Annotated in this window: 7 protein-coding genes; 5 read left to right on the top strand and 2 right to left on the bottom strand. The window is 73.0% G+C overall.

Translation table 11 applies throughout. The features are described from left to right. Window positions 1-49 precede the first annotated feature (49 nt). The gene (locus ACFU5F_RS40585; protein WP_383898483.1) at window positions 50-1,054 is read right to left on the bottom strand and encodes a TauD/TfdA family dioxygenase; all 1,005 of its coding nucleotides are present in this window, start codon (window positions 1,052-1,054) and stop codon (window positions 50-52) included. Between the two features lie 145 nt (window positions 1,055-1,199). Continuing rightward, entirely contained in the window at window positions 1,200-2,189 is a 990-nt protein-coding gene (locus ACFU5F_RS40580) for an acyl-ACP desaturase (RefSeq protein WP_383898481.1), read from the bottom strand. A 149-nt stretch (window positions 2,190-2,338) separates the two neighbouring features. On the opposite strand from ACFU5F_RS40580, the gene ACFU5F_RS40575 reads away from it, so the two are divergent. From ACFU5F_RS40575 to ACFU5F_RS40555, 5 genes are all read left to right on the top strand, one after another. After that, window positions 2,339-3,886, top strand: coding sequence for a class I adenylate-forming enzyme family protein (locus tag ACFU5F_RS40575; protein ID WP_383898479.1), 1,548 nt, complete (start codon window positions 2,339-2,341; stop codon window positions 3,884-3,886). Continuing rightward, window positions 3,883-5,130, top strand: a complete 1,248-nt coding sequence (locus tag ACFU5F_RS40570) for an aldehyde dehydrogenase family protein (RefSeq protein ID WP_383898477.1) — start codon at window positions 3,883-3,885, stop codon at window positions 5,128-5,130. The genes ACFU5F_RS40575 and ACFU5F_RS40570 overlap by 4 nt, the downstream gene beginning before the upstream one ends. Beyond that, window positions 5,127-6,977: a thiamine pyrophosphate-binding protein gene (locus ACFU5F_RS40565; protein ID WP_383898475.1), complete on the top strand. Its 1,851-nt coding sequence runs from the start codon at window positions 5,127-5,129 to the stop codon at window positions 6,975-6,977. Before ACFU5F_RS40570 ends, ACFU5F_RS40565 begins: the two co-directional genes overlap by 4 nt. Continuing rightward, entirely contained in the window at window positions 6,977-8,260 is a 1,284-nt protein-coding gene (gene fabF, locus ACFU5F_RS40560; protein WP_383898473.1) for a beta-ketoacyl-ACP synthase II, read from the top strand. Before ACFU5F_RS40565 ends, fabF begins: the two co-directional genes overlap by 1 nt. Window positions 8,261-8,403: 143 nt before the next feature. Further along, window positions 8,404-13,080: amino acid adenylation domain-containing protein (locus ACFU5F_RS40555; protein ID WP_383898471.1), on the top strand; the 4,677-nt coding region annotated here is incomplete at its 3' end.

The raw sequence follows: 13,080 nt of genomic DNA, 5'->3' as shown, positions 1-13,080 counted from the left end.
GCCCGGAAGGAAACTTCCGGGCCCCTTCGCCGTACCCGCGGGTGCGCCGTCAGTCGAGCACGGCCCCGGCGTCGAGCCGCTGCGGGCGGGTGCGGCGGTTGTCCAGCGACGCGTACACCCGGTGCAGCCAGCGGTCGGTGCCGTCGTAGCGCGGCACGAACGGCGAACGGCCGTGCACGGCAAGCCGGTTGTCGACCACCGCGAGGTCGCCCGGGACGAGCGCCAGCGAGGAGGTGACCCGCACGAACACCTCCCGCAGCTCCGCCATCGCCTCACGGGCCTCGCCGTCCAGCGGGTGGGTGGCGTGGAAGTCCACCAGGACGTCGGGGTCCTCCGGTGCGCCCGGCAGGATCGGGTGCGCGGGCGCTGCCCCCTCGCGGTCCTCGAAGGACGGCGGTGCCTCGGTGAGGAACCGGGCCTCGGAGAGGATCTCGCGGGTCCGCCCGGAGAGCAGCGGGAGGGCGCGGCGGACGGACGCGGTGCACAGGCGTGCCTCGCCCGAGGGGTCCTCCCGGACACACAGCAGGCCGATGTAGTCGGGCCGGTTGTCGTGGAAGGCGTTCTCGATGTGCATCTCCAGCAGTTCGGAGCCGGCGTTGGACTGCTGGCGCTCCCGGCCGGGCACCGGCACCACGTTCTGCACGAGGGCGCCGGTCTTCTCGTTGCGGAAGGCGATCACCTCGCCGAGCTGGAGCATCGCCGCGGTGACGACGGCCGCCGCGGTGGTCGCCGTGCGTTCCACGGAACCGGCGTGCGAGGGCGTCGGCGGCAGCCGGGTGCCGTCGGCCGGGACGACCGGCAGGTTGCGGACCAGGAGCACCCCGTCGGGGCCCGCGTCGTGGCGGAAGGCGCGGAGTTCGGCGAGGAGGCGCTGCGGCAGTCCCGCCGAGGCGTCGCGTACCGCCTGTATCCACTGCAGGTCGTCGGTGGCGGCGGGCGCGGTCGCGGCGAGCCGGTCGGCGAGGGTGCCGACCTGCTCGCGCTCGGCGTCGGTGAGGACGACGGCGGCCGGGTTGGCCGTGGCCGTGGCCAGGGAAGTCTGCGTCAGGGGCATGGAGGTGCCTTCACTGTCGGTGAGTCGAGGTCACGGCAGTCTCACCGGGGCAGCTATACCTGCCCTATGCGGGTGATACCGCCCGCATGGCCAGGCGCCTCCCTCCGGTCCCCGCCTCACCGCCCGGCGGCGGAGCCCCGGCCGTTCAGCCCGCCGCGCGGCGGGCGAGCCGCGCCAGGCGCTCCTCGCGGCGCTCGGTGAAGCGCGCGGCCCGCCGCTCCAAGCCCCCGAGGAACACCGCCAGTTCCTCGCGGGCCTGCTCGCCGACCGGTCCGAAATCGGTGCGCTCGAAGATCTTCAGGTGCCGCAGGACCGGCATCGCCACCTTGTCGTGGTGGAGCTGGAGGTCGTAGATCCCGGCCATCGCGATCATCATCGAGAAGCGGGCGAAGTCGGGCTGGTTCTCCCCGGGCATCTGGAAGTCCAGCAGCACGTTGCGGACGGCGACCATGGCGTCGTCGGGCGCGCGCTCCAGGGCCGCTTCGAGCAGGTTCCGGTAGAACAGCATGTGCAGGTTCTCGTCCGCGGCGATGCGCGCGAGGAGCTGCTCGGCGACCGGGCAGCCGGTGGCGCTGCCGGTGTTGCGGTGCGAGACGCGGGTGGCCAGTTCCTGGAAGGCGACGTAGGCGAGGGTCTCCAGGATGCCGCCCGGCGCTCCGCCGCTGCCCGCCGACATGTGCTCAAGGCGGCGGCGTTCCAGATCGACGGGGTCGACGGCGCGCGTCACCACCAGGTAGTCGCGCAGGGCGATGCCGTGCCGGGCTTCCTCGGCGGTCCAGCGGTTGGTCCACTCGCCCCAGGCGGCGTCCCGGCCGAGCGTGCCGGTGAAGTCCCCGTGGTAGCCGGGCAGGTTGTCCTCGGTGAGCAGGTTGACGACGAGCGAGGCCCGCACGGCCGGGTCCAGCGTGGTGTCCTCGGGCGTCCAGTCCTCGCCGCCGAGGAAGGCGTAGTCGCGGCCCCGGCTCCAGGGGACGTAGTCGTGCGGATTCCAGTCCCGTACGACCTTCAGATGGCGGTCGATGTTCTGCGCGACGACCGGCTCCAGCTCGTGCAGGAGCTCCCGCTCCCGCCGCGGGTCGGGCAGCGTCCGGGGCGCGGCCGGCAGGCCCCGGTCGGTGGTCTCCGTGGGTGTCATGGTCTCCCCCTCGACGGTTCGGATTCCCCGACCGTAGACCAAGAATGACCGTTCTTCGGCAGCTCGCGCCAAATATAGATCACCTGTAGCCGGGTTCGTACGATCGTTTCTGAAGTAATCGAAGTTCGGGCCGGGGGTGTACTGGGCGGATGCTCATCAATACGGAGGGCCGACGAATGTCGTCGGCCGGTGTGGACGGTTCTTGCGGGGCCGTCGCACGAGAATTGCGCAGGCGGGGGGTGGACGAGCGGAGCCGCGTTCTGCTCACGGGCGAGAATACCCGGGAATTCATTCTCGTCCTGTTCGCTCTGATGGAATGCGGGGTCTCCGTCGCGCTGGCCGACCGGCGGATTCCGGCCGCTCAGCAGGCGGCGCTGGCCGTCGGCGCGGGCGTGGACCGCATCCTCACCGACCACGCGCTGCCCCCGGCCGCGCTGCCGGCGGGCATCGGGCAGGAACTCCTCGACGACCTGGTCGCCGCGGCCGGTGCGGCCGACCCGGCCGCGGCGGACACGGTCGACGCGAACGCCCGCAGCACGGATGCCGCGGACGCGGGTGTCGGGGCCGGGCACGAGGCCCGCCCCGTCGATCTCGGCCGCTGGTTCGCCCGCGACGACGCCCTGATCGTGTGGAGTTCCGGCAGCACCGGCGCCCCCAAGGGCATCGTGCGCTCCGGGGCCTCCGTGCGCGCCAACATCGCGCGGACCGCGGACCGCATGGCCTACCGCGCGGACGACGTCCTGCTGCCGCTGCTGCCCTTCACCCACCAGTACGGGCTCTCCATGCTGCTGCTGTGGCGGCAGACCGGCGCCACCCTGGTCCTCCAGACCAGCAGCCGACGGGTGGACCGGGCGCTGGAGGCGATCGCCGCGCACGGCGTGACCGTGGTGGACGCGGTGCCCGCCACCTACCTCACCCTGCTCAACCTGGTGGACGGCGCCCGGGCCCGCACCGATGCGCTCGGCTCGGTGCGCATGTGGTGCGTCGGCGGGGAACCGCTCGGCCGGGAGCTGGCGGAACGGTTCGCCCGTACGATCGGCAGCCCGCTGCTCGACGGGTACGGCAGCAGCGAGGCCGGCAACATCGCGCTCGCGGTGCACCCCGACCCCCGGGGCTGCGGCCGCCCGCTGGACGGCATCGAGGTGCGGGTGCTGGACGAGGCCGGACGGGACGTCCCCGCCGGGGAGCCCGGCGAGGTCGTCGTCCGGACCCCCGACCACATGACCGGTCTGCTCGGGCCCGGCGGCACGGTGCTACCCGTCGAGCGGGAGACGTACCGCACGGACGACATCGGCCGGCTGGACGCGGCGGGCAACCTCACGGTCCTCGGCCGCAAGGACGCCGTGCACCGCAACGGGCACACCCTCTATCCGGACGCCATCGCCGACCGGGCCGGGGCCTGCGGCGCGCCGGTCCGGGTGGTGCCCGTCCAGAGCGGCCGGGACGACCGGATCCAGTTGGTGTTCTTCGTCGCCGACCCGCAGGGCGGGCCGGCCGCCGAATGGCGGCGGATCCTCGCGGGGTGCGTCGCGGAACATGAACTTCCCAATCGGGTGGTCGTCCTTCAGGAATTCCCGCTGAACAACACCGGGAAAATCGACCGCCGGGCGCTGCGCCAGAGAGCGCAGAAAGAAATGGCACAGCGCGAACAGCGGGAAACGGTGCCCCGTCAATCCATGAGAGGCGTACTGAAATGATTCAGGTGCTGGCCCGGGAAGAGACCGAGCCTTCAGTGGCGTACGACATTCCCTTCGGGGAGCGGCTCAAGGCCCTGCGCGACGTGGCGTACCTGCTCCGCACCCGGCGCGAGGAAATCCTCCAGGTGCTCTTCGAGACGTGCAGCTACCGCACCGCGTGCGAGGAGATCGACGTCTCCGTCGAGGCACTGGAGGGCGCCTGCGCCGAGGTGATGCGGTTCCGGCCGCCCCGGCTGGAGCAGATCGGCGTGCTGATGCCGTCCAACATCCCGCTCTACAGCTACATCCTGTACCTGCTGATCCCCAGCCTCTACAGCGAGCGGGTGGCGTTCCGCCCCTCGGGGCGGATCAGCGGCCAGACCGAGAAGATCCACAAGCTGCTCGGCAGCGTGCACGACCTGCCGATCGAGCAGTGCCTGACCGGCCAGCGCGACTTCCTCGCCACCGAGGCCGCCCGCTCCGAGGTCCTGGTGTTCACCGGCACGTTCGAGAACGCCGAGAAGATCCGCGCCGGGCTCCGCAAGGACCAGCTCTTCCTGTACTTCGGGCAGGGCGTCAACCCGTTCGTGGTCGGCCCGGACGCCGACCTGACCAGCGCTGTCAACGGCGCGCTGCACGCCCGCATGATGAACTCCGGGCAGGACTGCTTCGGCCCGGACGTGTACTTCGTGCACACCTCGATCAGCTCGCAGTTCTGCAACCTGCTGGCCCGCCGGGTCAGTTCGCTCAAGCACGGCCGCAACGAGGATCCGGGCGCCGACTACGGCTCCATGTACTACCTGGACGCCTTCGAGTCGGCCCTCAGCCACCTCGTCGACAACCGTGCCTTCATCGCGGCAGGCGGCCGGGCCGACCTCAGCGAGGGCCACCTCAGCCCGACCGTGCTGGTGCGGCCCGTCGAGTCCTCGGTGCGGCCCCCCGAGCTGTTCGCGCCGATCTTCAACGTGGTGCCGTACACGAGCCGCGAGTGGCTGCGCTCGATCCTCACGCACCAGTACTTCGAGGAGCGGGCGATGGCGGCCACCGTCTACGGCGACGACCCGGAACTGGTGGAGATCCTGGGCCGCCGCCACACCGTCAGTGTCAACCGCACCCTGGTGGACGTCGAGAACGGGAACGCGCCGTTCGGCGGCACCGGTGTGCGCGCCAACTACGCGGCCATCAAGGGCGCGCGGTACAGCGAGCCGCTGCTCATCTCCAAGGCCGTCGCCGACCACGCGATACCCGCCGGGAGCGCCCGATGAGCGCGGCGGAGGAGGGGACGCCCGCGCGGGACACGGTCACGGGCTGCTGGCGGGCCGTCGCCGAGGTCCTGGGGCAGGCGGGGGTGCGCGACGCGTTCGGGCTGCCCGCCGACGACCTCGACCTGCTCGCCGCCCTCGACCCGTCCGGCATCCGCCTGGTGCTCTGCCGCGACCAGCGCAACGCGCTGTTCATGGCGACCGGGTACGCCCTGCAGTCGGGGCGCACCGGCATCGCCTTCACCGGGAAGGGTCCGGCCGTCACCAACGCCCTCACCGGGCTTCTGGAGGCCCGGTCCTCGGCGGTGCCCCTGGTGCTGCTGTCGGCCGGCACCTCCGCCGACCGACGCGGCGCGGGCGCCTTCCAGGAACTCGACCAACTCGCCCTGGTCGCACCGCTGGTGAAGTGGGCGGCCCGGGTCGACGCCCCGTCCCGGTTGATGCCCATGCTGCGGCGGGCCCTGCTGGTCGCCCGCGAGGGCGTCCCCGGGCCGGTCTACCTGGAGCTGCCCGACCATCTGCTGACCGCCGAGATCCCGCGCGGCGCGGCCGGCGGAGCCGCCGGCCCGCCCGAGGCGGTGCGCCCCCGGACGGTGCGGCTCGCCGAGGACTCGGCGACGCTCGCCCTGCTGCAGGCGGCGCGCCGGCCGGTGCTGCTGGTCGGCGGCGGAATGCGCCACCACAACGGTGCGCGGCTGCTGGAGCGGCTCGCCGACCGGATGGGTGCCGCCGTGTTCTGCACCGCGAGCGGGCGTGGCGCGTTCGACGAGAGCCACCCCCGGTTCTGCGGCCTCGCCGGGCTCTATCTGCCGGAGGCGGCGGCGGAGCTGTGGCAGGAGACGGACTGTGTGATCACCCTGGGCAGCCGTCTGGAGGAGACCGCGACCTTCGGCTGGCCGGCCCGTATCGGCACCGAGGTGCCGGTCGTACAGGTCAACGTGGACGCCGCGGAGTTCCACACCGACTACGCCGGGCCCACGGTGCTCGCCGACGCGGCGGCCCTGGTCGAGGGGCAGCTCGCTCGCGAGTCGGTGTGCGAGCCGGACGCCGGGTGGGCGCGCCGCGCCTCGGCCGTCCACGAGGGCCTGCACTCCGCGCACCGCGACCACCTCGCCGAGCTGGCGCGGAAGCCGGAACTGCACATCGCGGAGGTACTGGACGCGCTCCGCCGGGTCCTGCCCGAGGATGTCGTCCTGGTGCAGGAGAACGGCCTCCAGGACATGTGGTCCTACCGCTACCCGGTGCACCACGCCGCCCCGTCCGGCGGCTCCGTCGTCCCCTCCGAGCAGACCAGCCTCGGCTTCGGCGCGGCGGCCGCCGCGGGGGTGAAGGCCGCGGCACCCGAGCGGCCCGTCGTCGCCTTCGTCGGGGACGGAGCCTTCGGGCTTTTCGAGTCCGACCTGGTGACGGTCGCCGAGCAGCAGCTCGCGGTGTTGTACGTCGTTCTCGACAACGGCGGCTACGGCTGGCTGCAGAGCCAGCTCGACCAGCGTGAACAGCCGCTGCCCCGCTACCGGTTCGCCGACCCGGACGCCGCGCCCGCCCGGGGGCGGGAGGTGCCGGGCGTGGAGCGGCACCTGATCGCCGGCAAGGCGACACTGCGGGCGGACATCGAGCAGGCGTGGAAGTGGTGCCGGTCGGGCCGCCCCGTGGTCCTGCACGTACCGGTCGCCATGACGGACTCCCTGTTCGGGGCCGTGGCGGGCGGCGGGGACTTCCCGCTGCTGCCGGCCCCGGGCGCCGCCACCACGCCACCGCCCGGGGTGCCGGCCGCCCCTGAAGCAGCACCGCACCCACCGCACCGATCCGCAGCACGCGACGCGCACGACACGACTGAGGGGAGCCTGTGATGGCGCCGGACACACACGGAAACACCGCACACGGACGTGGCACCGAGCGCACCAGGGTCGTCATCACCGGCTGGGGCATGGTCACGCCGCTCGGTCTGAACACCGCCACCACCTGGGACGGCCTGCTCGCCGGACGCAGCGGCGTCGGCCCCATCACCCAGATCGAGGCCGACGACCTGCCCGTGCGGATCGCCGCGGAGGTCAAGGGCTTCGACGCCGCGCAGCTCCTCCCGTACAAGGTGGTCCGCCGCACCGACCCCTACGCCCGCTACGCGCTCGTCGCCGCCCAGGAGGCCCTGGAGCACTCCAAGCTGACCGTGGACGACTCCAACGCCGACCGGGTGGGCGTCCTCATCGGCAGCGGCTACGGCCCCATGAAGTCCGTCGCCGACCAGACCCGCAACCTGGACGCCAAGGGCCCGCGGTCCGTCTCCCCCGTGTCAGCCGTCACCGGGGCCATCGACAACGCCCCCGGCGAGATCACCATGGTCACCGGCGCCCGCGGCCCGTCCCGCGCGCTCAGCAGCGCCTGCGCCTCCGGCACCGACGCCCTCGGCGAGGCCGCCCGCTGGATCCGCAGCGGGGCCTGCGACGTGGTGATCGCGGGCGGCGCGGACGACATCATCACCCGGGTCGACATCGCGGGCAGCGGCAACGCGGGCGCCCTGTCCACCCGGGAGGGCGACCCCGCCGAGGCGTCCCGCCCGTTCGACGAGGACCGGGGCGGCTTCGTGATGGCCGCCGGCGCGGGCGTCGTGGTCATGGAGTCCGCCGAGCACGCCCAGGCGCGCAGCGCGCAGATCCTCGCCGAGGTCGTCGGCTACGGGGCGACCTCCGACGCGTACCACTGGACGGCCCCCCATCCGGAGGGCGTCTCCGCGCGCCGCGCGATGCGCGAGGCGCTGCGGGACGCGGGCCTGGAGCCCGGGGACGTCGACTACGTCAACGCGCACGGTACCGGCACCCAGCTCAACGACGCCTCCGAACTGGCCTCCCTGCGCGCGGTGTTCGGGGAGCGGATCGAGCAGATCCCGGTCAGCTCCACCAAGTCGATGACCGGCCACATGATCGGCGCCGCGGGTGCGGTCGAGGCGATCGTCGGCGCACTCGCCATCAACGAGGGCGTGGTGCCGCCCACCCGCAACTGCCACCGGCCCATCGACGACAGGGTCAACTTCGTCGCGCACACCGCCCAGTCCCACGACATCGACGTGGTGATGAGCAACTCGTTCGGCTTCGGCGGCCACAACGCGGTCGTCGTGCTCCGACGCTGGGCCCCCTAGCGGCCCCGCACCACCGCGCGCACCGCGCCGCACGCGCGACGCCGACACGCCACGCCCGCCGGGCACGACGCCCACGGCGCGACCTGAACCGACGCACCACCACCGGCAGCAGTTCACTCATGCAGTCCTCGGGGAGATTCGACATGACCACGTCCGCCTCCACGCCCATGGAACCGGTCCGCACCGCGCCCATGGACGCGCGCAGGCCGCTCACTGCCGCCCAGCAGGGAGTCTGGTACGCGCAGCAGCTCAATCCGGACAACGCGTTTCTGGTCAGCGAATATCTGGAGATCCACGGGCCGATCGACGTGGCCCTCTTCGACCGGGCCCTCAGCCTCGCCCTCGTCGAACTCGACACCGCGCGTGTCACGTTCGCCGAGGACGAGGACGGCCTGTGGCAGTACCCCGACGCCACCGAGATCCGGTTGGAGTACATCGACCTCGGCGACCGCACGGACGGCCGCGAGGAGGCGGTGCGGATCATGAAGGGCCGGCTCGCCGAACCCTTCGACATCACCGTCGGACCACACTTCCTCGACATCCTCTTCCGGATCGCCGACGACTGCTTCTTCTACTACCAGCGCAACCATCACATCATCGGCGACGGCATGGGCGGCCGGATGTACTCGGCGCGCCTCGCCGAGATCTACTCCGCCCTCGTCGCCGGCACCGACCACAGCCCGCGCACCTTCGCCACCCTGGACGAGTTCATCGCCGAGGACACCGGCTACCGGGCCTCCGAGAAGTTCCTCGAGGACCAGGAGTTCTGGCGCTCCCGGATGGCCCGCCGCCCGGAGGCGGTCTCGCTGACCGCCCGCACCGCCCCCGCCACCGCTGCCTTCCGCCGCAGCTCGGGCCCCCTGCCGCCGCACCTCATGGAGGACCTCAGACGCGTCTCCCGGGACAGCCGGGCGCCCTGGCCGATCGGCCTGCTCGCGGCCGTCGGCGGATATCTGCACACCGTGACCGGCGCGCGCACCCTGCCGCTGGGCTTCCCCCTCCAGGCGCGCACCACCCCCGTGCTCCGCACCACCCCCGGCCTGACCGCGAACATCCTGCCGCTCGTCCTGGACATCACCCCCGCGACGACCTTCGCCGACCTGGTCCGCCAGTGCGCGGTCGAGGCGCGTTCCGTCGTCCGCCACCAGCGGTACCGACAGGAGGACATCGCCCGCGACCTCCAGGCGGCGGGCGGCGGCAACCGCACCGCCGGCGTCGTCGTCAACGTGATGCCCTTCGACTACGACGTCACGTACGGCGGCCACCCCGTCACCGCCCACAACCTCTCCAACGGCGTCGTCGACGACATCGAGATCAGCGCCTACGACCGGAACGACGGCCGTGAGGTCCTGCTCCACTTCGACGGCAACGGCGACCTGTACACGGACGCCGAGATCGCCACCCACCACGCCCGCCTGCTGCGCTTCCTCGACGGCGTACTGGCCCACCCCGACCTGCCCCTCGGCCGCATCGACCTCCTGGACGACGCCGAGCGCACCCTCCTCCTGCAGGACTGGAACGACACCGCGGCGCCCGACGACGACGGCCTGCGCCACATCGTGGCCCGTGTCCAGGAACACGCCGGGGCCCGCCCGGACGCCGTGGCCGTGGTGGACACCGACGCCTCGCCCGTCACCTACACCGCCCTCGCCGCCCGCGCCGCCGCCCTCACCCGGGACCTGCGGGCCGCGGGCACCGGCCGGGGCGACGTGGTGGGCGTACTGGCCGTACCCGGCGCGGGCTTCCTCGCCTCCGTCCTCGGCGTGCTGGGCGCCGGCGCCGCGTACGTCCCGCTCGACCCGAAGGCGCCGGCCGCGCGCAACGCCGGCCTGCTGGAGCGCTGCGGCGCCACCGCGCTGCTCGCACCCGCCCGTCTGACCGTCCTGGCTGGCGAGTTGACCGGCGGCACGGGCGTACCGGTGGTGGTGGAGCGCGGCGAGGGCTGCGCCTGGGAGCCCCCCGCCGGAGGCGGCGACGACCTCGCGTACATCATCTTCACCTCCGGCTCGACCGGCGCGCCCAAGGGGGCGATGGTCCACCACCGCGGCATGAACAACCACCTCCTCGCCAAGGTGGAGGACTGCGCACTGACCGCCGACGACATCGTCGTCCAGAACGCCCCCCTCACCTTCGACATCTCCGTCTGGCAGATGCTCGCCCCGCTCGTCGTCGGCGGTACCGTCCGCATCGTCGACCGGGACACCGCCTCCGACCCGTGGAAGCTGTTCGCCCTCACCGCCGCCGAACGCGTCCCCGTCCTGGAAGTCGTCCCCTCTGTGCTGCGCGCCGCCCTGGACGGCTGGTCCTCCGCCCGCACCGCACCGCCGGCCCTGCCCGACCTGCGGCTGCTGATGGTCACCGGCGAGGCACTGCCCCGGGCGACGGGCGAGCGCTGGCTCCAGGCGTACCCGACGATCCCGCTGGTCAACGCGTTCGGCCCCACCGAGTGCTCCGACGACGTCACCCACGCCGTCCTCGACCCCGACGTCCTGGCCTCCCTCGACGAGAGCTCGCCCGTTCCGATCGGCCGCCCCGTCCGCAACACCCGCCTGTACGTCCTGGACGACCGCCTCCGCCCGGTCCCCGCCGGCACCCCCGGCGAGCTGTACGCGGCGGGCACCGGCGTCGGCCGCGGCTACCTCGCCGACCCGGCGCGCACCGCGGCCGCGTTTGTCGCCGACCCGTTCTCCGACGAGCCCGGCGCCCGCATGTACCGCACCGGCGACTACGTCCGCTACGACAGCGAGGGCCGCCTGCTCTTCCTGGAACGCCGCGACCACCAGGTCAAGATCCGCGGCTACCGCATCGAACTCGGCGAGATCGAGTCCGCGCTCGCCGCCCACCCGCGCGTCGGCCAGGCCGTGGTGACGGTCCGCGAGGACAGCCCGGGACGGCAGCGGCTCGTCGCGTACGTCACCGGGGCGCAGGATGCCGGCCGGGCGGACGAGCCGGGCGAGGCAGGCGTGTCGGGCGAGGCGGAAGGGGCCGTGGGGTCCGCGCCGGGCTGGGACGCGCGGGAGCTGAAGGAGCACGCCGCCTCTCGGCTGCCCGAGTACATGGTGCCGACCGCCTACGTCGCACTCGACGCCTTCCCGCTCACCCCCAACGGCAAGCTGGACCGCACCGCGCTCCCGGCCCCCGAGACCACGGCCGGCGAGGGCCGCGCCCCGCGCACCCCGCGCGAGAAGATCCTGAGCGCCCTGTTCGCCGACGTGCTGGGGCTGGAGAAGGTCACCCTCGACGACGACTTCTTCGACCTGGGCGGCCACTCCCTCCTCGCCACCCGCCTGGCCGGCCGCGCCCGGGCCGCCCTCGGCGCGGAGGTCTCGGTCCGCGACGTCTTCGAGGCTCCCACGGCGGCCCGACTTCTGGCCCGCCTCGGCGACGACTCCGAGACGGCGGACCTCGCCGCACCGGCGGCCACGACGGTCCCGGTCCTCGGCGCCCAGGAACGGCCGGAGGTGCTGCCGCTGTCGTTCGCGCAGCAGCGCCTGTTGTTCCTGGACCGTCTGGACACGGACGGCGGGACGTACAACATCCCGCTCGCCGTACGTCTGGAGGGCGAGTTGGACGTCGCCGCGCTGGGCGCGGCCGTGAACGCGGTGGTGGCCCGGCACGAGTCACTGCGCACCACGTTCCCAGTGACGGACGGCGAACCCCGGCAGGCCGTCCTGCCGCACGCCGAGGCCTCGCTCACCGTCCAGGAGACGACGGCTGACGCGCTCGGCGCACTCCTCGCCGACACGGCGGCCCGCCCCTTCGACCTGTCCGCAGAACTCCCGCTGCGCGCCCACCTGTTCAGGGTCGCGGAGGACTCCCACGTGCTGATGGTGGTGCTGCACCACATCGCGGGCGACGGCTGGTCCCTGGCCCCGCTGATGCGGGATCTGGAGGCGGCCTACGTAGGACGCGAGTCCGCTCCGCTGCCGGTGCAGTACGCGGACTACGCGCTCTGGCAGCGGGAGATGCTGGGCTCGGAGGACGACCCGGACAGCCTCGTCTCACGCCAACTCGCCTTCTGGCAAGCGGCCCTGGCGGGTCTGCCGGAGGTGCTGGAGCTGCCGGCGGACCGACCCCGGCCCCCGGTCGCCTCCTACCGGGGCGGGCGGATCGGCTGGAACCTGGACGCCGAGACACACGCCGCGCTGAGCGACCTGGCCCGGCAGTCGGGGGCGAGCCTGTTCATGGTGCTTCAGGCGGCGGTCGCGGCGCTGTTCTCCCGGCTCGGCGCGGGCACGGACATCCCGCTCGGGACGGCGGTCGCGGGCCGCACGGATGACGCACTCGACGACCTGGTGGGCTTCTTCGTCAACACCCTCGTGCTGCGCACGGACGTGTCCGGCGACCCGACGTTCCATGAGCTGGTCCAGCGCGTCCGCGAGAGCGACCTGTCGGCCTTCGCGCACCAGGACGTGCCGTTCGAGCGCCTGGTGGAGGTCCTCAACCCGGAGCGGTCGCTGTCGCGGCACCCGTTGTTCCAGGTGATGCTGATCCTCCAGAACACGGCGGAACCCGAGCTGAACCTGCCCGGCATCACCCCGTCTCTGGAGGGCATCGCCGGAGGCATCGCGAAGTTCGACCTGACGCTGGACCTGCGTGAGACCTTCGACGCGGACGGCCGCGCGGCCGGCATCGAGGGCGAGGTGGAGTACGCCCACGACCTCTTCGACCTGTCCACCGTGCAGGCCCTGTGCGCTCGGCTCGGCCGGGTCCTCTCCCAGATCACCGCTCGGCCCGGTGTGCGGGTGGGTGAGCTGGAGCTGGTGGACGCCGGTGAGCGTGCGCTGATGGTGGAGGACTGGGGCCGGGGCGAGACCCTG

This window comes from Streptomyces sp. NPDC057438, from assembly GCF_042802995.1.
In the GTDB taxonomy this organism is placed as follows: Bacteria; Actinomycetota; Actinomycetes; order Streptomycetales; family Streptomycetaceae; genus Streptomyces.
Note: the sequence above shows the minus strand (reverse complement) of the source record. Positions and strands in the feature narration are given on the sequence as shown.

Coding starts and splice junctions, on each gene's coding strand:
- ACFU5F_RS40585 (WP_383898483.1), bottom strand. CDS start 1,054: ATGCCCCTGACGCAGACTTCCCTGGCCACGGCCACGGCCAACCCGGCC.
- ACFU5F_RS40580 (WP_383898481.1), bottom strand. CDS start 2,189: ATGACACCCACGGAGACCACCGACCGGGGCCTGCCGGCCGCGCCCCGG.
- ACFU5F_RS40575 (WP_383898479.1), top strand. CDS start 2,339: ATGCTCATCAATACGGAGGGCCGACGAATGTCGTCGGCCGGTGTGGAC.
- ACFU5F_RS40570 (WP_383898477.1), top strand. CDS start 3,883: ATGATTCAGGTGCTGGCCCGGGAAGAGACCGAGCCTTCAGTGGCGTAC.
- ACFU5F_RS40565 (WP_383898475.1), top strand. CDS start 5,127: ATGAGCGCGGCGGAGGAGGGGACGCCCGCGCGGGACACGGTCACGGGC.
- fabF (WP_383898473.1), top strand. CDS start 6,977: ATGGCGCCGGACACACACGGAAACACCGCACACGGACGTGGCACCGAG.